This window comes from Pseudomonas sp. TKO26 (assembly GCF_003225665.1).
Classification (GTDB): domain Bacteria; phylum Pseudomonadota; class Gammaproteobacteria; order Pseudomonadales; family Pseudomonadaceae; genus Aquipseudomonas; species Aquipseudomonas saponiphila.
This window is the reverse complement of sequence record NZ_QKLN01000006.1, coordinates 274,788-296,547: the sequence shown is the minus strand read 5'-3', so window position 1 is coordinate 296,547 and position 21,760 is coordinate 274,788. Positions and strand designations below refer to the sequence as shown.

Annotated in this window: 20 protein-coding genes; 13 read left to right on the top strand and 7 right to left on the bottom strand. The window is 63.5% G+C overall.

Going from position 1 to position 21,760, the window contains the following annotated elements; all coding sequences use genetic code 11:
* The first annotated feature begins 190 nt into the window (after positions 1-190).
* Together DNK59_RS12085 and DNK59_RS12080 are read left to right on the top strand one after the other, a co-directional pair.
* Positions 191-2,230 (top strand): FAD-dependent oxidoreductase, encoded by a 2,040-nt coding sequence (locus DNK59_RS12085; RefSeq protein ID WP_110723341.1) that lies wholly within the window; start codon positions 191-193, stop codon positions 2,228-2,230.
* Between the two features lie 72 nt (positions 2,231-2,302).
* Positions 2,303-3,232: a 1-aminocyclopropane-1-carboxylate deaminase/D-cysteine desulfhydrase gene (locus tag DNK59_RS12080; RefSeq protein WP_110723340.1), complete on the top strand. Its 930-nt coding sequence runs from the start codon at positions 2,303-2,305 to the stop codon at positions 3,230-3,232.
* Here the strand turns inward: DNK59_RS12080 and DNK59_RS12075 are convergent.
* The 3 genes from DNK59_RS12075 to DNK59_RS12065 all read right to left on the bottom strand — a co-directional run bounded on the left by DNK59_RS12075 (position 3,223) and on the right by DNK59_RS12065 (position 6,000).
* Positions 3,223-3,777 carry a cytochrome b gene (locus DNK59_RS12075; RefSeq protein WP_110723339.1) on the bottom strand — a complete coding sequence of 185 codons (555 nt, stop codon included), beginning with the start codon at positions 3,775-3,777 and terminating at the stop codon, positions 3,223-3,225. The two genes, DNK59_RS12080 and DNK59_RS12075, sit on opposite strands and share 10 nt — an antisense overlap.
* Before the next feature lie 197 nt (positions 3,778-3,974).
* Positions 3,975-4,802 carry a phosphonoacetaldehyde hydrolase gene (gene phnX, locus DNK59_RS12070; protein WP_110723338.1) on the bottom strand — a complete coding sequence of 276 codons (828 nt, stop codon included), beginning with the start codon at positions 4,800-4,802 and terminating at the stop codon, positions 3,975-3,977.
* Positions 4,803-4,905: 103 nt separating this feature from the next.
* Positions 4,906-6,000 (bottom strand): 2-aminoethylphosphonate--pyruvate transaminase, encoded by a 1,095-nt coding sequence (locus DNK59_RS12065; RefSeq protein ID WP_110723337.1) that lies wholly within the window; start codon positions 5,998-6,000, stop codon positions 4,906-4,908.
* Positions 6,001-6,110: 110 nt separating this feature from the next.
* Here DNK59_RS12065 and DNK59_RS12060 point away from each other — a divergent pair, with 110 nt between their 5' ends.
* Both DNK59_RS12060 and DNK59_RS12055 read left to right on the top strand, forming a co-directional pair.
* Entirely contained in the window at positions 6,111-6,971 is an 861-nt protein-coding gene (locus tag DNK59_RS12060; protein WP_110723336.1) for a LysR substrate-binding domain-containing protein, read from the top strand.
* Between the two features lie 181 nt (positions 6,972-7,152).
* Positions 7,153-7,857 (top strand): YebC/PmpR family DNA-binding transcriptional regulator, encoded by a 705-nt coding sequence (locus DNK59_RS12055; RefSeq protein ID WP_092312941.1) that lies wholly within the window; start codon positions 7,153-7,155, stop codon positions 7,855-7,857.
* 68 nt (positions 7,858-7,925) lie between these two features.
* Here DNK59_RS12055 and DNK59_RS12050 read toward each other — a convergent pair whose 3' ends face one another.
* Positions 7,926-9,239: a leucine-rich repeat-containing protein kinase family protein gene (locus DNK59_RS12050; RefSeq protein ID WP_110723335.1), complete on the bottom strand. Its 1,314-nt coding sequence runs from the start codon at positions 9,237-9,239 to the stop codon at positions 7,926-7,928.
* Between the two features lie 277 nt (positions 9,240-9,516).
* Here DNK59_RS12050 and DNK59_RS12045 point away from each other — a divergent pair, with 277 nt between their 5' ends.
* The gene (locus tag DNK59_RS12045) at positions 9,517-10,902 is read left to right on the top strand and encodes an FAD-binding oxidoreductase (protein ID WP_110723334.1); all 1,386 of its coding nucleotides are present in this window, start codon (positions 9,517-9,519) and stop codon (positions 10,900-10,902) included.
* Positions 10,903-10,917: 15 nt separating this feature from the next.
* A complete protein-coding gene (locus DNK59_RS12040) occupies positions 10,918-11,262 on the top strand; it encodes a cupin domain-containing protein (RefSeq protein WP_110723333.1) in 345 nt (114 codons plus the stop codon).
* Here DNK59_RS12040 and DNK59_RS12035 read toward each other — a convergent pair.
* Complete coding sequence (locus tag DNK59_RS12035) at positions 11,252-12,757, bottom strand: PucR family transcriptional regulator (RefSeq protein ID WP_110723357.1); 1,506 nt, start codon at positions 12,755-12,757, stop codon at positions 11,252-11,254. The genes DNK59_RS12040 and DNK59_RS12035 overlap by 11 nt on opposite strands.
* Before the next feature lie 237 nt (positions 12,758-12,994).
* Here DNK59_RS12035 and DNK59_RS12030 point away from each other — a divergent pair, with 237 nt between their 5' ends.
* Positions 12,995-13,984: an ABC transporter substrate-binding protein gene (locus DNK59_RS12030; protein WP_256596337.1), complete on the top strand. Its 990-nt coding sequence runs from the start codon at positions 12,995-12,997 to the stop codon at positions 13,982-13,984.
* Positions 13,985-14,141: 157 nt separating this feature from the next.
* Here the strand turns inward: DNK59_RS12030 and DNK59_RS12025 are convergent, their stop codons facing one another.
* A complete protein-coding gene (locus DNK59_RS12025; RefSeq protein ID WP_177431235.1) occupies positions 14,142-14,825 on the bottom strand; it encodes a hypothetical protein in 684 nt (227 codons plus the stop codon).
* Entirely contained in the window at positions 14,818-15,936 is a 1,119-nt protein-coding gene (gene zapE / locus DNK59_RS12020; RefSeq protein ID WP_110723331.1) for a cell division protein ZapE, read from the bottom strand. The genes DNK59_RS12025 and zapE overlap by 8 nt, the downstream gene beginning before the upstream one ends.
* Positions 15,937-16,176: 240 nt before the next feature.
* On the opposite strand from zapE, the gene DNK59_RS12015 reads away from it, so the two are divergent.
* The 6 genes from DNK59_RS12015 to DNK59_RS11990 all read left to right on the top strand — a co-directional run bounded on the left by DNK59_RS12015 (position 16,177) and on the right by DNK59_RS11990 (position 21,699).
* Complete coding sequence (locus tag DNK59_RS12015) at positions 16,177-16,677, top strand: spore coat U domain-containing protein (RefSeq protein WP_092317144.1); 501 nt, start codon at positions 16,177-16,179, stop codon at positions 16,675-16,677.
* Between the two features lie 105 nt (positions 16,678-16,782).
* Entirely contained in the window at positions 16,783-17,322 is a 540-nt protein-coding gene (locus DNK59_RS12010) for a spore coat U domain-containing protein (protein WP_092312956.1), read from the top strand.
* Positions 17,323-17,342: 20 nt separating this feature from the next.
* Positions 17,343-17,879 carry a spore coat protein U domain-containing protein gene (locus DNK59_RS12005; protein ID WP_110723330.1) on the top strand — a complete coding sequence of 179 codons (537 nt, stop codon included), beginning with the start codon at positions 17,343-17,345 and terminating at the stop codon, positions 17,877-17,879.
* Between the two features lie 4 nt (positions 17,880-17,883).
* The gene (locus DNK59_RS12000) at positions 17,884-18,384 is read left to right on the top strand and encodes a spore coat U domain-containing protein (protein WP_110723329.1); all 501 of its coding nucleotides are present in this window, start codon (positions 17,884-17,886) and stop codon (positions 18,382-18,384) included.
* Between the two features lie 46 nt (positions 18,385-18,430).
* Positions 18,431-19,222, top strand: coding sequence for a molecular chaperone (locus DNK59_RS11995; protein ID WP_110723328.1), 792 nt, complete (start codon positions 18,431-18,433; stop codon positions 19,220-19,222).
* Positions 19,223-19,341: 119 nt separating this feature from the next.
* On the top strand, positions 19,342-21,699 hold the full coding sequence (locus DNK59_RS11990; RefSeq protein ID WP_110723327.1) for a fimbria/pilus outer membrane usher protein: 2,358 nt from the start codon (positions 19,342-19,344) through the stop codon (positions 21,697-21,699).
* The last annotated feature ends 61 nt before the right edge of the window (positions 21,700-21,760 follow it).

The following is a 21,760-nucleotide window of genomic DNA, read 5'->3' as shown; positions in this document are numbered from 1 at the left end:
AGTGCGGGATTCGTCGACTAGGGTAGGGCCCGTGCAGGTACTTGCCAAGGGGCGCTGCTCGTTTGGATCAATAAGTTGTCAGTTACGGTCATTGAGCCGCGGGTGCCCTGCTCTTAGGCTGTGCAGCACTACTGATGGAAGCCGCAGAGCTTCCGCATTTTCCCGTGATTGCCCGATCTGGAGTGACACCATGGCTGGAGCACCTTACCCGCATTTGCTGGCCCCCCTCGACCTGGGTTTCACCACCCTGCGCAACCGCACCCTGATGGGGTCCATGCACACCGGCTTGGAAGAGAAGCCCGGCGGCTTCGAGCGCATGGCGGCATATTTTGCCGAGCGCGCCAGGGGCGGCGTGGGCCTGATGGTCACCGGCGGCATCGGCCCCAATGATGAGGGCGGGGTGTATTCCGGCGCGGCCAAGCTGACCACCGAGGAAGAGGCCCTCAAGCACCAGATCGTCACCCGCGCGGTGCACGAGGCCGGCGGCAAGATCTGCATGCAGATCCTCCACGCCGGGCGCTATGCCTACAGCCCCAAGCAGGTGGCGCCCAGCGCGATCCAGGCGCCGATCAACCCGTTCAAGCCCAAGGAGCTGGACGAGGAAGGCATCGAGAAGCAGATCCGCGACTTCGTCACCTGTTCGACCCTGGCCCAGAAGGCCGAGTACGACGGTGTCGAGATCATGGGGTCGGAAGGCTATTTCATTAACCAGTTCCTGGCCGCCCACACCAACCATCGCACCGACCGCTGGGGCGGCAGCTATGAGAACCGCATGCGCCTGCCGGTGGAAATCGTCCGCCGGGTGCGTGAAGCGGTTGGTCCGAACTTCATCATCATCTTCCGCCTGTCGATGCTCGACCTGGTGGAAGGCGGCAGCACCTGGGAAGAGATCGTGCAACTGGCCCAGGCCATCGAGCGGGCTGGTGCGACCCTCATCAATACCGGGATCGGCTGGCACGAAGCGCGGATCCCGACCATCGCCACCAAGGTGCCGCGGGCCGCGTTCAGCAAGGTTACGGCCAAGCTGCGGGGTTCGGTGAGCATTCCGCTGATCACCACCAACCGCATCAATACTCCGGAAGTCGCCGAGCAGATCCTCGCCGAGGGCGATGCCGACATAGTGTCCATGGCCCGGCCGTTCCTGGCTGATCCGGATTTCGTCAACAAGGCCGCTGAAGGCCGCGCCGACGAGATAAATACCTGCATCGGCTGCAACCAGGCCTGCCTGGACCACACCTTCGGCGGCAAGCTCACCAGTTGCCTGGTCAACCCTCGGGCCTGCCATGAAACCGAGCTCAACTACCTGCCGGTCAAGCAGATCAAGAAGATTGCCGTGGTCGGTGCCGGCCCGGCGGGCCTGTCCGCCGCCACCGTGGCCGCCGAACGTGGGCATCAGGTGACCCTGTTCGACTCCGCCAGTGAGATCGGCGGCCAGTTCAATATCGCCAAGCGGGTGCCGGGCAAGGAAGAGTTCTACGAAACCCTGCGCTACTTCAAGCGCAAGCTGCAGACCAGCCATGTCGAGCTGTGCCTCGACACCCGGGTGGATGTGGCGCAACTGGTGGCTGGCGGTTTTGATGAAATCATCCTCGCCACCGGCATTGCCCCCCGCGTACCGGCGATCCCCGGGGTTGAGCACCCCAAGGTCCTGAGCTACCTGGACGTGCTGCTGCAGCGCAAGCCGGTGGGCAACAGCGTGGCGGTGATCGGTGCCGGTGGCATCGGCTTCGACGTTTCCGAGTTCCTGGTGCACCAGGGCGTGGCCACCAGCCAGGACCGCGAGGCGTTCTGGAAGGAGTGGGGCATCGACACCCAGCTCCAGGCCCGGGGCGGCGTGGCCGGAATCAAGGCCGAGCCCCATGCGCCGGCGCGTCAGGTGTTTCTGTTGCAGCGCAAGAAATCCAAGGTCGGCGACGGCCTGGGCAAGACCACCGGCTGGATCCACCGCACCGGGCTGAAGAACAAGCAGGTGCAGATGCTCAACAGTGTCGAGTACCTGAAGATCGACGATGCTGGCCTGCACATTCGTATCGGCGAAGCGGGTGAGCCCCAGGTGCTGGCGGTGGACAACATCGTCATCTGTGCCGGCCAAGACCCGCTGCGCGAGCTGCAGGACGGCCTGGTGGCGGCGGGGCAGAACGTGCACCTGATTGGCGGTGCCGATGTGGCTGCCGAGTTGGACGCCAAGCGCGCCATCAACCAGGGATCGCGCCTGGCGGCCGAGCTGTAACCCCCTGCGGCGCAGTCTGCCAGCGTGTCGAGCTGGTAGACTGCGCGCCCTTGCTTGCCGAACCCGCTGCCGATGTCCTTCCCTGAATCCTTCGACTGGTTACCCCTGGCTCCGTTGCAACGCCTGGAGCTGGACTGGCTGACCCGGGCCGGGGTCGAGGTGGCAGTATTGCGCCTGGACCTGATCGATCCGCTGATCAGCGGCAACAAGTGGTTCAAGCTCACCGAGCACCTGGCGGCGGCCCGCAGCCTGGGCGCCCAAGGCGTCATCAGCCTCGGCGGCGCCCATTCCAATCACTTGCATGCGCTGGCCGCAGCCGGCCGGCGTTTTGCCTTTCCCACGGTCGGGCTGTTGCGCGGCCATCCTCAAGACACCCCGACGGTCCTCGACTTGCAAGCCTTTGGCATGCACCTGCATTGGCTGGGCTACGCCGGTTACCGCGAACGCCACGCGCCCGGCTTCTGGGCGCCATGGCAGGCCCAGTACCCGGAGTTGTACCCGGTGCCAGAAGGCGGCGGTGGGCTGGCCGGTGCAGCGGGCTGCATGACCTTGCGCGATCAGGTACAGCGGCAGTTGCCGAGCCTGGGCTGGAATGACTATCACGCCTGGTGGCTGGCTGCCGGCACCGGCACTACCTTGGCCGGGCTGGTGCTGGCGGAGGCCGGGGCACGCCCGGTGTACGGCGCGCTGGCGGTGCCCGAGGATCACGGTGTGACGCAGCAGGTCGAGAGCATTTTGCAGCAGGCCGGACAGGGGCACGGCGGTTACCAGCTGCTGGACAGCAGCCGTGGCGGTTTTGCCAGGGTTGACGATGTGTTACGCGGGTTCATCCGGCTCACCGAGCAGCAGTGCGCGCTGCCCTTGGAGCCGTTGTACACCGGCAAGGCCTTGCTGGCCTTGCAGGAGCAGGTAATGGCCGGGAGCTTTGCTCCGGGTTACCGATTGGTCTTCGTGCACACCGGCGGCTTGCAGGGCCGCCGCGCGCTGCTGGCTCAGGCCTGACCGCGCTGGCGCCACATGCGTTGCAGGGTGTTGTCGCGCATCACGTAGTGGTGATAGAGCCCAGCCAGGGCATGCAGGCCGATCAGCCAGTAACCGATGCTGCCCAGCAGCTCGTGCCAGCCCTGGAACTGCTTGGCCAGGGCCTTGTCCTCTTGCACCAGCAGCGGCAGGTCGAAACCGTAGAACATCACTTGATGGCCTTTGGCGCTGGTGGTCAGCCAGCCGAGGATCGGCATGGTGATCATGAACAGGTACAGCGCCCAGTGCATCAGGGTCGACAAGACGCGTTGCCACTGCGGCGGGGTGGGCAGGATCTTCGGCGCCACGCCCTGGGCGCGGGCGAACAGACGCAGCCAGACCAGCGCAAACACGGTCAGGCCGAGCATGAAGTGAGCTTCGACAATCAGCGTGCGACCACCGCTGCCTTTGGGAAAGATGCCGCGAAATTCGATACAGGCGTAAACCACCGCCAAGAGCACCAGCATCAGCCAGTGCAAGGTGATTGTCATGGTGCTGTAGCGAGACTCAGTGTTCTTCCAGGGCATACGGGACATCCTCGGTCATCAGGTCTGAAGCCTCCGTTCTTGAATGACGGAGTGGTTTAACTGTAATCCGCTTTCCCCGGGTTTGCCTGAGCCGCTTGTGGCTTTTATCGCCCGTGCCAGAGCTTTGGCGCGGATATGACCGAAAAAAAACGGCGATGCTTCCTGGCAGCGCCGTCTTTGCCCCACCCAGCTCTTGATCAATGGTTCTGGGGCATTTCCCCCCGGGCCAGGCGCCGGTTGATATCGGTGATGACCTCGGGCAGGTCGGCGATGCTGTCGATCATGTAGTGCGGGCGCGAGCTTTCGAACAGCGCGTGGATGCGCCGGCGCTCGCTGGCCAGGGTATCGCTGGCCAGGGCCCGGTAGGCTTCGTAGCTCAGGCCCAGGGCGTTGCCCGAGCAGATCAGGGCCACGGTCCACATGCCGGCGCGGCGACCTTCGAGAATGCCTGGCACGGTGTCGTCGATCTTCACGCAGGCGCCGACGTCGTCGATCCCCAAGGCGATCACGTTAGCCAGGGCCTGGGCCGGCCAGGGGCGACCGTTGGGCACTTCGTCGGTGGCCACTACATGGTCGGCGACGTAGCCGTTGCTGGCGGCCAGGGCCACCACCCTGTCCATCACTTGCTTGGGGTAACCGGAGCAGGAGCCGATCTTGATGCCTTGCTCGCGCAACTGGGCAATCACTTCCAGGGCGCCGGGAATCAGTGCCGAATGCTCGGCGATTTTCTCGATCTGCAAGGGCATGAAGCGCTCGTAGATGGCGGTGACGTCAGCATCGGTGGGCGTACGACCGAAGACTTTGCGGTAGCGCTCGGCCACCTCCGGCAGGTCGCACAGGGTGCGGATATGGTCCCACTTGCCCATGCCCATGGGGCCGCGGGCTTCTTCAATGGACACCTGCACATCGAATTCGGCAAAGGCTTCGACAAAGATCTGCGTCGGAGCGAAGGAGCCGAAGTCGACCACGGTGCCGGCCCAGTCGAGGATCGCCGCTTGCAGCTGGGTGGGGTTGCTGTAGTTCATGCTTGCAGTGCCTGTTGTAGGAGCGAGCTTGCTCGCGAAAAAAGGTTCGGGGATCGCAGCGCCTGATTCGCGAGCAAGCTCGCTCCTGCAGGGGCACGGGGAGTCAGAGTTCCCGCAGGGCTTCGCCTATGGCGCTCACCGCGGCCTGCATGTCGCGGCGGTCGACGTGGCCGATGCAGCCCACGCGGAAGGTGTCGACCTGGGTCAGCTTGCCCGGGTAGAGGATGTAGCCCTTGGTCTTGACCCGCTCGTAGAAGTCCTGGAACTGGTAGCGCGGGTCTTTCGGGGCATGGAAGGTGACGATGATCGGCGCCTGGATCGCCTCTGGCAGGAAGCTCTGCAGGCCCAGTTCGCCCATGCCCTGCAGCAGCGCCCGACAGTTGTCGGCATAGCGTGCATGGCGCGCCGGCAGGCCGCCTTGCTCGTTGTATTGCAGCAGGGCTTCATGTAACGCAGCGACTACGTGGGTCGGCGGGGTGAAGCGCCACTGGCCGGTGCCGGCCATGTAGTTGTGCTGGTCGTGCAAGTCCATGGCCAGGGAATGGGCGTTGCCCGCAGCCTGGGCCAGGGAGTGTTTGTCGGCCAGGACAAAGCCCATGCCGGGCACGCCTTCCAGGCATTTGCCAGAGGCGGCGATCAGCGCCTCGAAGGGGATTTCCCGGGCATCGATGGGCAGCGCGCCAAAAGAGCTCATGGCGTCGATGATCAGGCGCTTGCCGTGGTCGGCCACCACCCGGGCGATCTCCGGCAGCGGGTTGAGGATGCCGGTGCTGGTTTCGCAGTGGATCAGCGCCACGTGGCTGATGGCGCGGTCGGCCTGGAGCAGGCGCTCGACGTCGGCGGCGGTGGTGGGCTGGTCTTCGGCGGTTTCAAAGGTGCTGAAATCCCGGCCCAGCACTTCGCAGATCTTCGCCAGGCGCTTGCCGTAGGCACCGTTGATCAGCACCAGGACCTTGCCGGTCCGGGGCACCAGGGTGCCGATGGCCGCCTCCACGGCGAAGGTGCCACTGCCTTGCAGGGGCACGCAGCAGTGGCTGTCGGCGCCGTTGACGATGGCCAGCAGTTGCCGGCACAGGCTGGCCGTCAGTTGGTTGAAGCGCTCATCCCATGAGCCCCAGTCCACCAGCATCGCCTGGCGGGTGCGGGCGGAGGTGGTCAGGGGGCCGGGGGTAAGCAGGATGGGCTCGGCGACGCTCATGCGGTGTCCTCGAAAAGATGGGGCTGACGCTACGGGGACTAAATTGCAGTTTGCCTTGTCATCAATCAAATTGTTTGTTGTTATGCCAGCCATCAGTGAGGCCGATAGCTATGAACCTGTTTCAACTCCGCGCATTCGACGCCGTGGCCCGTGAAGGCAGCTTTACCCGGGCCGCCGGACGGCTGTTCATCAGCCAGCCGGCGGTCACCGGGCATATCAAGGCCCTGGAGGAGCATTACCAGATCACCTTGCTGCGGCGCACCGCGCGCCGGGTGGAACTGACCGAGGAAGGCATCAAGCTGGCGGCCATCACCCGCGCCCTGTTCGGCCTGGCCGAAGAGGCCCAGGCCATGCTCGAGGCCAACCGGCAATTGCTGACCGGGCGCCTGGAAGTAGCGGCGGATGGCCCGCACCTGGTGATGCCGATGCTCGCCAGCCTGCGCAAGCAATATCCGGGGGTGACGGTCAACCTGCGCCTGGGCAATGCCCAGGAAACCCTGGCCGCCTTGCTGTCCGAGCACGCCGACGTGGCGGTGCTGACCGAGGTCGAGCCGCGCAAGGGCCTGCACCTGCAAAGCCTGGGCGAGTCGCGAGTCTGTGCCCTGGTGCCGGCAGGGCACCCATGGCTGGCGCTGGCCGAAGGCATTGCCATCGAACAACTGGACCAGGTGATCATGGTGTTGCGCGAACCCGGTTCGATTACCCGCCGTACCTTTGATGAAGCCTGCACGCTGGCCCAGGTCCAGCCACGGGTGCTGCTGGAGCTGGATAGCCGCGAAGCGGTGACCGAGGCGGTGGCGGCGCAATTGGGGGTGGGCGTCGTCAGCTCGGCGGAAGTCGGTCACGACCCGCGGGTGCGAACCGTGCCGATTCGCGGCGCGGGCCTGGTCAACCGGCACATGCTCGGCTGCATCGAGCGACGTCGTGACCTGCGCCTGATCCAGGCCTTTTTTGCCCTGGCCCCCGCCTGACCCGTCCCCCGCGGGTCGGCACCGGCTCGCCATGACACAGACCCAAGTGATCACCTGCGCCGGCCAGGCCGACCGGCGGCCGGATACTGACTTTTTGGTCGATCAGGGCCTTGAGGACGTATAAACTTGCCCATCGCGTCGGCCAAATCCAACTCGACGCCATAGATCAAGAGAGTGAGTAATGGGCGCACAGTGGAAGGTTAAACACAAAGAAGCGGCAGCCAACGCCAAGGGCAAGATTTTCGGCAAGCTGGTGAAAGAGATCACCATCGCCGCACGTAACGGCGCTGACGTCGCCACCAACGCCCACCTGCGGCTGGTGGTGGAACAGGCGAAAAAGGCTTCGATGCCCCGTGAAACCCTTGAGCGTGCCATCAAGAAAGGCTCGGGCCAGCTCGGCGAAACCGTGCAGTACCACCGCGTGACCTACGAAGGTTTTGCCCCGCACCAGGTGCCGCTGATCGTTGAATGCGTGACCGACAACATCAACCGCACCGTGGCGGAAATCCGCGTGGCGTTCCGCAAGGGCCAGCTGGGCGCTTCGGGTTCGGTGTCCTGGGATTTCAACCACGTGGGCATGATCGAGGCCTCGCCGGACACTCCGGACGCCGATCCGGAACTGGCGGCCATCGAAGCCGGTGCCCAGGATTTCGAGCCGGGCGAAGAGGGCGCGACCCTGTTCCTCACCGAGCCTGCGGACCTGGATGCGGTGCAGAAGGCCCTGCCTGAGCACGGCTTCACCGTGCTGTCGGCCAAGCTCGGCTACCAGCCGAAGAACCCGGTCAGCGGCCTGAGCGATGAGCAGATGGCCGAAGTCGAAGCCTTCCTCGAAGGCCTGGACAACCATGACGACGTGCAAGACATGTTCGTCGGCCTGGCGGGCTAAGACCGCGATTCGCCGGCCAGCCGGCTCCTGCATACCCCTGTAGGAGCCGGCTGGCCGGCGAAGCTGTTTTAAAGCCCCGCCAATTCCTCGCAAACCTGGGCAAAATCCGGTCGTGCCAGTACTTCTGGCTGACAGCAGCGCTGCACCAGCGCCGTCAGTTTCTGCTGTTGCCCCAGGCTCAGCGAACCATCTCCACGCTCCAGCAATTCTTCCAGCAAGATGCCGAAGGCCCGCACTTCCAGGCGTTGCAGTGCGCGGCTTTGCGGGGTGTCGTCCTTGGCATGGAAGGAGGCCGCGCCAAAATCCCCCAGCAGGCAGTCGCCTGTTTCATCCCACAGGGTGTTGTGGCCGTAGAGGTCACCGTGGGTAATGCCCTGGGCGTGCAGATGGGCGCCCACCGAAGCGATGCCGCGGGCGATACGCAGCATCACGCTGGCGCTGTAGTGCGCGTTATCCGGGTAGATATCCCGGGAGCAGGAGTCCAGGCTCGGCAGCGCCGCTAGGTTGCGGTAGCTGGAGTCGATCAGTTGCATCACCAGCCCGTTCTGGCCTTGGGGGTGATCGACAATGCGACCCTCGACGCGAATCAGGTTCGGGTGCAGCCCGGCACTGATGCAGGCGTTCATTTCATGCAGCGGCGAGCCGTCGCTGGTCATCTCGCCCTTGTACAGCTTCACCGCCACCGCCCGCGGCGGTTGCCCGGCGGGTTGCCATTGGGCCTGGTGAATCACCCCCGAGGCGCCTTCCCCCAGGCGCTGTTGCAAGCTCAGTTCGCTCCAGGGAATGCTCGGCGTGGAGGCCAGCGCCGTGGCGTCGGCTTCCGATTCCAGCGGGTTGCCGGCGTAGGCCAGCCAGGTCAGGCGCGGCAGGGCCAGGAGGAAGGGTGGCAGTTCGCTCAGTTGGTTGGCGGCGATCCGCAGCAGCTCCAGGCGATGGCACTGGCTCAGGCTTTCGGGCAGTCGGGTCAGGCGGTTGCCGGAGAGCATGAGCTTTTGCAGCAGCGGGCGGTTACCCAGCTCTTGCGGCAATTCACTGATGCAGTTGTCGGTGAGGATCAGCCAGCGCAACTGCGGCGGCAGCGCGGCGGCCGACACCCGTTCGATACGGTTGGCCTTGAAGCCGATCATGCTCAGTTGCGCGCATTGGCCGACACAGGCCGGCACTTCGCGAAACCGGTTGTCCGAGCAGAACAGAATGCGCAGGCGGGTCAGGCGATGCAGGTCATCGGGCAGGCTGTCCAGGGCGTTGCCGCTGAGGTTGAGGATTTCCAGGGAGTCGGCGAGATCGAAGATCTCCCGGGGGAACTCGGTCAGTCCACAGGACAGATCCAGGCGCTTGATTCCGGCCAGCTGGCCGGCCCGCAGTTGAGCAAGGGTATCCATGAACAGCGTCAACACTCGAATGAAGGACAGGGGCGGGGAGGATAAAGCAGATCGGTCGGTTTTGCTGCCTGAGTGGCTGTTTGCCCTTGCGCAACTGCAGAAAATCGGTCCCGAGTACCGGCAGCCTAAAGAACCGAGGTGGCCCGCTTCAGCGTGTGATGGTGCTGCTTCATACCTTCGAACAAGCCCTGCACGGATTTTCTGTACTTCGCTCAATTGTCCGACAGCCCTGATTGCTCTCATTGTGAATGCTCGATAAACATCGGCAGGATCAACGATGCAACGATCTCTCTGGCTACAAGAATTGGCGGACGAGCTCAATCCAGCGCCTGCGCTGGAAGGCCACTGCAATGTGGATGTCGCCATCATCGGCGGCGGCTTTGTCGGATTATGGACAGCGTTGAGCATTCGTGAACTGGCGCCCGAAAAAACCGTAGCCATCCTTGAACAGGACATCTGTGGCGCAGGTGCCTCGGGGCGCAATGGTGGCTTTGTCATGTCCTGGTGGCCAAAAATCAGTTCCCTGACTGCGCTGTGCGGTGCAACGGAAGCACTGAGGCTGGCTCGAGCTTCCGCGCAAGCCATCGAAGAAATTGAAGTCTTCTGCGAGCAACACGCGATTGACGCGCACTTCGTGCGTTCAGGCTGGCTATGGACCGCCACGACCGAGGCCCAACGTGGCGCCTGGCAAAGTGTGCTGCACACCTGTGCAAAATTGGGCGAGGAGGTGTTCAGCAGTCCGAGCGACGCTGAGATCGCTCGTCGCTGCGGCTCCCCCGTGCATTTGGAAGGGGTATTTGAGGCGGGCAATGCCACAGTGCACCCCGCTCGCCTGGTACGCGGCCTGCGTCGGGTGGCTCTGGAACAGGGGGTGCGCATCTTCGAAAACAGTCGGGTTCGGCAAATGGAGTACGGCCAACCCACGCGGTTGTACACCGATCACGGTCAGCTCCGTGCTCAACGCGTCGTCCTGGCCACCAACGCCTGGTCTGCCGAGCTACCGCAACTGCGGCGCAGTGTGTTGCCGGTCAGTAGCACCATCATCGCCACCGCGCCGATCCCCGAGCGCCTGCAGGCCATCGGCTGGACCGGTGGCGAAGCCATTACCGACTCCCAGCAAATGGTCGACTATTACCGCACTACCCGGGACGGAAGAATCATCTTTGGCAAGGGCACCGGCCTGATGTCGTTTGCCAGCCGGGTCGGCACTCGCTATGACCAGTTGCCGCAGTTGCATGCCGAGGTCGAAGAGGACTTTCGGCGCCTCTACCCGCAGCTTGCCGATGTGGCTATAGAACACCGCTGGTCGGGGCCCATCGACAGGACCTATGACAGCTTGCCCGTGTTCGGCCATCTGCAGGATGCACCACAAGTCATCTACGGCGTGGGCTGGAGTGGCAATGGCGTCGGGCCCAGTCGTCTGGGGGGGAAGATTCTCGCCAGTCTGGCTCTGGATCTGGACAACCAGTGGAGCCGCTGCGGGCTGGTCAATCGATCCTTGCGCCGCTTCCCGCCAGAGCCCTTGCGCTACTGCGGCGGCCTGCTAGTGCGCGATGCCGTCAAACGCAAGGAGCGTGCGCAAGCCTTGGGTCGCGCGCCATCCTGGTTGGCCCATTCGCTAAGCAAGCTGGCACCCGCCGGTCTTGAAGACAAAAAACCGTGAATCAAAGGAGTCGCCATGAGTGCCCCGATTATCTTCAGTAACACTTCAGGATTGGCGTTGGGAGGTCCGGTTGACGTCAAGCAACCCATCGGCGAGTTGGTGGCAAGGACTCGGGTAAGCATGGAGGATGCTGGCGCATCCTTACTGACCGGAGTCTGGGAGTGTTCGCCCGGACGCTGGCGCCGTCAGGTACTGGAACGTGAGTTCAGTCACTTCATAGCCGGATACGGCTTCTTCGTACCCGATCACGGCCCGGCGATAGAGATTAATGCTGGCGATGCGCTATTTTTTCCCGCCAATTGCCAAGGCGAGTGGGACATCCGCGAAACCGTGAGAAAAAGCTTCGTGATCATTCCTTGAAGCCAGCGATACGCTCGTGTAGCCCGGCGACCTCTGCGCTGCGCAGGGCAAACCAGAGAATCGCCACGTCCTCGGTGTGATCCAGGGAGCGGCCGGTAATCTCTTCGATCCGCCGGATGCGATAGACCAGCGTCTGCTTGTGCACATGCAGCGCCTTCGCGGCGATCAACCAGGAGCGATTCTGCTGCAGGAATACCTGCAAGGTGCGCAGCAATTGCGTGCCTTGCAGTTGGTCATACTCCAGCAGGCTACCCAGTACCCGTTGAAACGTCTGTTGCGCACCCTCCAGGCTCTGCGCGAGCCATGGGGCCATCGTTTCTGTCTGCTCGTAGCAGGCCAAGGGCTGCTCGGTGCTGGCATGCGCCAAGGCCAAGCGTGCCTCTCGCAATGCCTCAAGGCCGCGTTCGGCATGCCCCAGTGGATTACTCAGGCCCAGGCACTGGTGCAAGCGCGCTTGAACCATAGGGGGGCTGTGCTCCCCCCACAGCAGCAGTATCAGCTCGTCACCCTGCACGCGCATCAACACCTTGGCATCGGTCCGTGACAACAGGTCATCCAGCTCGGCCAGCTCCCGACCGGCGTTGTGCATCACCGCAACCCGCAGATGCTCCGGCGATGCGCCAAACCCTCGCAGGCGCTCGGCCAATTGGCCTGCAGACAAGCGTTGCTGGAACAGATCATCGAGCAGTTCCGAGGTCAGTCGCAGATGTCGTTCCCGCTCGACCTGCAGTCGCTCCAGCTCGATGCCCAAGACCGCCGCCATGTGATGCAGCAGACCGTAGTCCGGCAGATCCTCGCCCTGTGCCACCAGGACACAAGGACGTCGACTGGGCATCAACATCAGCAACACATCGTTGTCATCTGAACGCCAGCGTTGCACCACAGGCACATTGCCCGAAGGCTTCAAGCGCTGTTGCAGCGCTGTGCGTTGTGCGGCAACGACCTCTGGAAGACCGGCCAGATAGGGCTCCAGGGTTTGCGGATCAAGCAGCCTGAGGCTGGCTTTCACGTCTTTTTCCAGACGCTTCAAAAGCGCTTCGAGCCCCAACCCCTGAATGCCCATGCGTGCACTTTCGTAGAGCCGGGCAATGGCCTGCCGACGCTCGACCTCTTGTTGTTGAGCGGCTTCGACAACTGCCCGGGTCACCGAGGAAAACGGCACGCCGTACTCGGTCAGCAGCAATGCGAAACCCAAGGCGTCGGCGGCGTCCTGCAGGCCTTGCAGATCCTCCGGTGCCTGCATGCCCTCGCCAATCATCAGTCCCGCGAGGCCGGCCGCCTGCAGGCGCTTGATATAACGCCACTGTTCCTCTGGCCCCAAGGGAATACCCATTCCGGTACTCATCAACAGTTCCCCGGGCCCCAACCACTGCGCCGGGTCATCCAGCTCGCAGACGTGCGCCCATCGAACCGGTTGGTTCAACCCCTGAGCTCCGCCGATGAGGCGCGTGCGCAATGCTGGAATCTGGATGATGTCGCTGACGGTCAATGACATGGCGTATTCGATCAGGCCTGGAACATGGAGGGCCCACAGCATGCCACCCCGATACCCACCAGCAAAGCCCGCTCATACGAACGTACCAAGGCCGATCGTGGAATCCTAACTTGGTACGATTGCAGGCGCGGCAGGCGACACCAAGACTCTTCCAGGTAGCAGCAGATCCTTTTTTGGGACCTGAGCCTCAATCACCTGGAGACGCAAATAATGACTAAGAAACCGACTCTGCCATTGATGCTGCTGGCGCTGTCCCTCGCGACCACTTCAGCCTTTGCCGACCTCACAGTGGTATCCCACGGAGGAGCGAACAAGGACGCTCAGGTTGCAGCGTTCTACAAGCCCTATCAGGCTGAGCACGGCACAAGGATCATCGCCGGTGAGTTCAACGGCGAACTGGCCAAGATCAAAGTCATGGTGGACACCGGCAGTGTCTCCTGGGACGTCGTTGAAATGGAGCTGCCCGAGCTGGCTCGCGCCTGTGACGATGGTTTGCTGGAAGAGTTCAGCGTCGATCCGAAGCTGGCTGAAGAACTGCTTCCCGGTGCGCTGCAAAACTGCGGCGCGGGCTTCTTCGTCTGGTCGACGGTGCTGGCCTACAACGCCGACAAGCTCACCAGCTCCCCCAGCAGTTGGAAAGATTTTTGGGACCTGCAGAAATTTCCCGGCAAACGCGGCCTGCGCAAGGGCCCTATGTACACCCTGGAGTTCGCGCTCCTGGCTGATGGCGTAGCTCCAGAGGAGGTCTACAAGGTGCTGTCCACCGAGGCGGGACAGGATCGTGCATTCCGCAAACTCGATGAAATCAAATCCAGCATCCAGTGGTGGGAGGCTGGCGCCCAGCCGCCTCAATACCTGGCCTCTGGCGATGTGGTCATGAGCTCCGCCTACAGTGGCCGGATCAGCGCCGTACAGGAGCAGAGCAACCTGCGAATCGTCTGGAACGGCGGTCTTTATGACATGGACGCCTGGGTGATACCCCGTGGTGCGAAGAATCGTGAGCAAAGTCTCAAGTTCATCAACTACACCCTTGAAGCCGAGCAACAAAAAAATTACGCGCAGCACATTGCCTATGCACCGGTAAACCAGCGCGCCAATGCCTTGCTCAGCAAGCAACGGCTCAGCGTACTACCCGATCTGAAACAGCAGGTGGCAATGGATCCGACCTTTTGGGCCGACCATGGTGAGCAACTGCACCAGCGCTTCAATGCCTGGGCCGCCAAATAGCGCTTGTCGTATCGTCTAGGCAGGAACGGCGCGCCGTTCCTGCCAGACGCCAACCCAATCGACATCCATCTGCTCTTCCCCGAACGCCTCCAGCTCCTCGATGAACTCCCCATGGATGGTCGGGCTGACGCCAAACGCCGATAACCCGGCCGGCCCGTCATCCAGGAGGACTCGCAAAAGGCTGGCGGCCGTTCGATGGCATGTATGGCAATGACATTTCATCGTGCATGGCTCTGGCCAACCTGCGGAATGCGGCGGGGGACCTGAGGTTGCGGGCCTCTTTGCGCATCGACTCTAGGCTGTGGTGTTCAAAGGTCTTTTTGACCGCCTCGGTAGCCATCCTGCTCAAGGGGTTGCTTGAGTCAAAGTCGCTTTCCAGGGTGACAATCAGATAAGCGCCTTTGGCACTCCATTGGTTGAAACGCAGCACCTGCCGGTCATCCAGAATCACCGCGCCTTCTGTCTTGTCGTGCGAGAAGTAGAAGGCCGGGCTGTGGCCCGCCCCGGACGACCCTTTTAGGTACTTGAGCAAGGTTGTAAGGCGCACGCCGCGTATCAGGTTGAAGCCACTGCCAACCTGTTGCTGGCGGTAGAAGTAGCACTTGAAAACCACTTCCAGCGTTCGCTGGTGGTAACCCGTTGAGTGGCTCTTTTCATAGAAGTGAAAGTCCGTAGGCTCGCCGATCAGTTCGTAGCCCTTTGCCGTGAATTCGGCGGGGGAGAACGCCAGCAGGCCAAACCGGCGTGGGTGTTCGAGCGTCAGGTTGCTCAGGTGCAGGTCAAGCAGTTGGAAAAAGGTCAGCGGCAACCTGTGCATGCCGGTGTGCGCTGGTTCAGTCATGGTCCAGCTCGGGACCGATTTTCCGCAGTTGTCCGAGACGGCTGCGGGTGCGTGCCAGGTCAATGGCATGGCCGCCCAGGCTTTCAGCCAGCGGGCGCTGGCCGATCAGCAGCAGGCGTTTGTCCTGGTCGTAGAGCACGTCGATCAGGTTGATGAAGCGCTGCTGGGCGGCGATCGAGCATTCTCCCAGTTCGGGCAGTTCGTCGATGATCCAGGTATCGAAGCGGCGGCTCAGTTCCAGGTAGTCCATGACGGCCGTGGGCTGTTCGCACAGGTCGTTGAATTCAAAACGGATGCTGCGCTGCTGGATCTGGCGCACGGTCAGCTGTCGCGCGCCCACGCTCAGTGGCTGCGCCGGGGCATGGCGTTCCGGCAGTTCCAGGGCCTGGCGCTGGGCCGGGGTGCCGGGCCACACATAGCATCCCTGGGTGAAGACCTGCTGCTCGTGGGTCCTGGCCTGGCTGCGGTAGTCGTGGGGGCCGCCGACTTCCATGACCTGCATGCGCTGCTTGATCAGCTCGATCACCGGCTTGAAACGGGCGTGGTACAGCGGATTGGGCAGCAAGCCTTCGGGAGCGTAGTTGGAGGTGACCAGCAGGGTGATGCCGCGTTTGAACAAGGCCTTGAAAAGCCGGGTGATGAGCATGGCATCGCCGATGTCGTGGACATGGAACTCGTCGAAACACAGCACCCGGCACTGGTTGAGCAGTTCGTCCAGGGTGGTTTCCAGGGCGTCGTCCTGTTGCTGGTGACGGAACATGCCCTGGTGCAATTGGGTGAAGAAGTCATGGAAGTGCAGGCGCTGTTTTTCCGCGAGAGGCAGGGCGCGGAAGAAGCCGTCCAGCAGCCAGCTCTTGCCTCGGCCGACGGCACCGTACAAGTACAGGCTCTGGGCCTTGCCGGGTGAGTGCGCCAGGCCCTCGGCCTGCTGGGCCATGCAGTCGATCACCCGCAACTGGCTGTGGCTCAGGGTGTAGCCCAGGTCCTGGGCCCTGTGGCGAAAGTAGTCGCGGATGACCGCACCGGCAGCGCTCTGACGTTGCGCGGGCCTGGCGAACAGGCGACGCCAGGGAGAGCGGGTCGGTGCAGGTTTTGGCGGTAGAGCGGCCAAGAGCGGTTACCTCGATGATTCCGGGCCGCTCACCTTAGAAGCGGCGCGACAATTTAACCAATAGGAAACCTGTCGACCAGTGATCTCTAAAGAGCATGGCTCGGAGGTGGGGGGCGGATGGGCCGGAATCTGGCCAATTAATACACAAACTGGCGGTTTCCCTGCTGCTTGCTAACCTGATGGCAGCGAATGCTTCTCACAAGGATTGAGGCCTTGAATGGATACCAGGGGATGGCTGTCATGAGCGCGTTGCTCTGTGCGACGGCAGGGGCCGCGGATCTGCAGGTACAGGTCCGGGTCGATGTGTTGCATGGCTGCCAGTTGCTGGGGCAACAGCGCGAGGCTGGTATCGAGCAGCTCGGCACTCTGGATTTCGGCAGCAGCGCGCGCCTGGATGACGTCGCGGGGCCTTTGACCGCTGCGCTGCCCAGTGGCCGCCGGCCGCGGCTGGAGTGCAATCCCGATACGCCCTATCAACTGCGCGTCGATGGCGGCCTGCATGGCGGCGTCGGCGACGTGCGCTATCTGGCCAGCAACCGCTCGCTGGGCAAACCCATTCCTTATCGTCTGTACCAGGACCCGGCCCGGCGCATACCGTTGCCGGTGAATGTCCCGGTCAGCGGACGCGTGCCGGATTCCGGCAGCGTGGATCTGCCTCTGTACGGACGTATCGAGCCCCTGGCCGAGATTCCCCGAGCCGGAGGCTATTCCGATCTATTGAAGGTGACCCTGAGCTGGTGAAGGCAGGGCCATGACACCTGCTGCGGGGGATCCCGGGCAGAACAGGGAAAGCCGTCGACGATGGACGGCTCAGGTGGGAGTCCTGATGGAACCGGGATGGCAGCAATGAAGGGCAGGAACTGGACGATCATCGCCTTGGGTTCGTTGTGCCTGCTGGTCGACGATGCCCAGGCGGCGATCAGCGGACAGATTCAGGCGCGCCTGGTGATCCAGGCCAGTTGCCAGGTGAGCAGCGCCGGCAACGATCCTGCCGCAGGTCCCGTCAGCGACTCGGGCCTGCTCGATTTCGGCCGGCAAGGTCCGACCTGGGTCAACCCGATCAAGGCCAGCCTTAGCGACAGTGCCGAAGGCCGCTTGCAGGTGGCCTGCAACCCCTCGGTCACCGGGTTCACCGTGACCATCAATGGCGGCCTCAATGGCGACGGCACGACCCGGCGCCTGAGCAACGGGCGCCAGACCATTCCCTATCGATTGTTCGTCGATGCATCCGGTAGCGACAGCTACAGCATCGACCAGCAGCGCAATTTCGCAGTGAGCAGCGGCAGGCGGATTCCCATTCCGGTGTTTGGCTCGGTGGTCGCGAATACCCGCGCGGTTCCGGCAGGGGTCTACACCGACACCCTGACCATCACGCTGGATTGGTAACTCATGAGAGGACGCACATCATGCACCCGCTTGTATCGAGAATCGGCTGGCCCTTGCTGGGACTGGTCATGGTCTCAACGGCCAACGCCGCGACCACGGTCACCGGGCAGATCAGCTCGACCCTGATTCTGACCAGCAGCTGTCAGGTCAATGGCGTCGGTGGCAGCACCGGCCTGAACTTCGGTGCCTTGAACTTCGGCACCACCAACAGCCTGTTCACTACCGCCAGCGGCCAGGTGCTGGGCGGTGGCGGCGGAGCGCTGTCGATCCTTTGCTCCAGCGGCACCACCCCGAGCCTGACCATCCAGGGCGGCAGCAATGACGGCAAGTCCAGCGGCGGCACCCGGGCGCTGTACGACGGTGTGGCCAACTACGTGCCCTACGACCTGTACACCGACTCCGGGCATTCGCAGATCGTGGCGATCAATGGGGTGATCAACCTGGCACCGAGCACCGGGGTGGCGCAGACCGTCAATCTCTATGGCCAGGCAGTGGGCAAGGCCGGGCTACCGGCCGGCACCTACACCGATACGGTGTCCGTACAACTGACCTTCTGATGCCATGGCCCGCCCCGGATGTGCGCTGCTGGCCCTGATCTGTGCTGGTGCCTGGCCGGTGTGGATCAGTGCCGCCACCAGCCAGAGCTTCCAGGTCAGCGCCACCATCACCGCCGGCTGCCTGGTGGTGGGCGGTGTCAGCAACTACGGGAGTCTGGCGTTCGGCAGCCAGTCGGCGCTGTCCACCAGCACGGTCAGCGTGGCTCTGACCGGTGGCGTGCAGTTGCAGTGCACCCCGGGGGTGACCCTGAACATGACGGTGGACGGAGGCCAGTACAACAGCAGCGGGCGGCACATGCAGATCAACAGCGGCAGTGCCCAGGTCGCCTATCAGCTGTTTCGCGATGCGGGGTACAGCCAGAGCCTGGGGATCGGCCAGAGCGTGGCCGTGGCTTACAGCGATGCCAATAACATCAGCCTGCCGATCTACGGGCAGGTGCAGTTGCCGGGCAATCAGCCTGGGGGGACGTACAGCGACGTGCTGCAGGTGCAGCTGTCGTGGTGAAGGGGCGAATCGACCATCAGCCGGCAGGCGGACAAGGAGTAGCAGTATGTATTTACTTTTGCGGGGCCTGCAGGCCACCCGTCACTTGATACTGGCCGGGCTGTTGTCCGGTGTGCCCGCGGTACAGGCCGCCAGTTCGGTGCTGATCTGGCCGATTGATCCGGTGCTGGAGGCGGATCAGCAGGCCAGTGCCCTGTGGCTGGAAAACCGCGGCACCGAGACTGCCAATCTGCAGATCCGGGTATTTGCCTGGAGTCAGAGCGGCTTTGCCGATCAGTACCAGAACCAGCGCGAGGTCATCGGCAGCCCGCCGGTGGCGAAGATCGAACCCGGGCAGAAACAACTGGTGCGCCTGACCCGTACCCGTGAAGTACCGCCGGGGCAGGAGCTGGCGTACCGGATCATCATCGACGAGATTCCCTCGGCCCAACCCATCACCCCGCAGGACGGTGCCAAGAGCGCTGCGGCGATTCGCTTCCAGATGCGCTACTCGGTGCCGCTGTTTGCCTATGGCGCAGGACTCTGGAGCAAGGAGGACACCACTCGCCAGCGCGATCCCAAGGGCGCCGGCGTCCCCGACCTGAGCTGGCGCAAGGTGGCGCAGGACGGCAAGACGTTCCTCGAATTGCGCAATCAGGGCGCGGTGCATGCGCGCCTGACCGATGTCGGGTTCAGTCAGGGGACACAGACCCGGCCGCTGGCGCCGGGCCTGCTGGGGTATGTCTTGCCCGGTGCGGTGATGCGCTGGCCGCTGACCGAGCCTCTGGCGGCCGACGCGACCCTGCAGCTGCGGATCAACGGTGCGTCGCAGGTACAGACCCTGGCGCCTGCACGCTGATCCACAGGCGCGGTGAGGCGCTCGGCAAAAGGGCGATCGGGCACAGCTACGCACGGATGTGAGCGCGATGGCGCATTTGCCTTGGGATGGAGATGTCCACAGATGGACTTGAATCCGCCATGAGCCGGGACCCGGCTCGTCGTTACTGGCGCTTGCAAGGGCTGCTGGCCGGTCTGTGGGGCGTGATGCTGAGTGGTCCGCTCCAGGCCGGCGAATTACCGCCGCCGCCCAGCAGCCTGGAGTCGATGGCCGATGCGCAGTTGTTTCTGGAGTTGGTGATCAATCGGATGAACACGGGCAAGGTGGTGGCGGTGGAGCAGCGCGCCGGGCGACTGTTCATGCCGCTGCAGACGCTGCAGGACGCCGGGATCAAGCTGCCGCAGGGGGTGGGAAGCGAGGTGGATCTGGAGAGCCTGCCGCAGCTGCACAGCGATTACGACAGCCAGGGCCAGCGCTTGCTGCTGGATGTGCCGGCGGACTGGCTGCCGGAGCAGTTCATCGGCAGTCGCCAGGCCTACCCACGGACCCCGGCGCTGAGCAGTTTCGGCGCGCTGCTCAACTATGACCTGTACCTCAATGACACCGACGACGGCGGCACTTACCTGGCGGCCTGGAACGAAGTGCGGCTGTTCGACAGCTGGGGCACCTTGTCCAATACCGGGCAGTACCGGCGGACCCTGTCCGGGGTTGAAAGCGCTTCGCTGAACAATGGCTATCGGCGCTACGACACCACCTGGCGCTTTTCCGATGAGGAACGCCTGCTGACCTATGAGGCGGGTGACGTGGTGAGCAGCGCCTTGCCCTGGAGCAGTTCGGTGCGCCTGGGCGGGGTCCAGCTGTCACGGGACTTCGCCGTGCGTCCAGACCTGGTGACCTATCCCTTGCCGCAGTTTGCCGGTGAAGCGGCGGTGCCGTCCTCCCTGGACCTGTTCATCAACGGCTACAAGGCCAGCAGCAGCGAGTTGCAGCCCGGCCCCTATACCCTGACCAACATTCCCTTCATCAACGGCGCGGGAGAGGCGGTGGTGGTGACCACCGATGCCCTGGGGCGGCAGGTATCGACCACGGTGCCGTTCTATGTCACCAGCACCTTGCTGCAGAAGGGCCTGACGGACTTCTCGGTGGCCGCAGGCAACCTGCGTCGTGACTACGGCTTGCGTGATTTCGGCTATGGCCCGGGCGTTACTTCCGGCAGCCTGCGCCATGGCCTGAGCGATAGCCTGACCCTGGAAGCCCATGCCGAAGCCGCGGACTCCCTGACGCTGGGCGGAATGGGCGGCAACCTGCGCCTGGGCCACTTCGGCGTGCTCAACACCGCGCTCACCCAGAGCCGCTTCGACGGCAGTGGCGGCCAGCAGTTCAGCTTCGGCTACCAGTACAACAACCAGCGCTTCAGCCTGGCCTACCAGCGCATGCAGCGTCGCGACCAGTACGCCGACCTGAGTCTGCTCGACAGCCCCTACACCCGACTCAGCCAGCGCAGCGAACAACTGACCCTGAGCCTCAATCTGGACCGTTATGGCAGCCTGGGAGCCGGTTATTTCGATGTGCTGGCCGCCGATTCGAGCCGTACCCGCTTGCTCAATCTGACCTGGAGCAAGCCGCTGTGGCACAACAGCAGTTTCTACCTGTCGGCCAACCGGGAAATCGGCGATAGCCAGTGGGCCATGCAGGCACAACTGGTGATTCCCTTCGATCTGCACGGCAGCCTGAGCCTGAGCAACGAGCGCAGCAAGACCGGGGAAAACCGCCAGCGGGTCAATTTCAGTCGCTCGGTGCCGCTTGAGGGCGGTGTCGGTTACAACCTGGGTTATGCCACCGGCGCCGGCGCCGACTATCGCCAGGCGGATGCCACCTGGCGCCTGCAGTCGGTGCGCCTGCAGGCCGGGGTCTATGGCACTCGCGAAGCCGAGACGCGCTGGGCCGATGCCAGTGGTTCGCTGGTGTGGATGGACCGCCAGTTGTTCGCCGCCAACCAGATCGACGACGCCTTCGTGGTGGTCAGCACCGGCGGCTACCCGGACATACCGGTGCGCTATGAGAACCAGCTGGTGGGCCGGACCGACGCCAGCGGTCACCTGCTGGTGCCCTGGAGCAGCGCCTACTACCGGGGCAAGTACGAGATCGATCCGCTGAACCTGCCGGCCAACGTGCAGAGTCCGAGTGTCGAGCAACGGGTGGCGGTTCGCCGGGGCAGCGGCTATCTGCTGGAGTTTCCCCTGGCCCGGGTGATCGCCGCCAGCGTGGTGCTGGTGGATGCCCAGCAACGGGAGTTGCCTCTGGGGAGCAGCGTGACCCATCAGCCGAGTGGGGCTCGGGCGGTGGTCGGCTGGGATGGGCTGGTGTATCTGGAGAACCTTGCGCAACACAACCGCCTGGAAGTCGGCCTGGCCGATGGCCAGCGCTGTCATGCGCAGTTCGATATGGATCTGCAACAGCAGCAGGTGCCGCTGATTGGCCCGCTGGTCTGTCAGTAGCGACAGGGTCAAGGCGCAAGGGAGGGCGAGGCATGGGCAGATTCATGGGCTGGCGACAGGC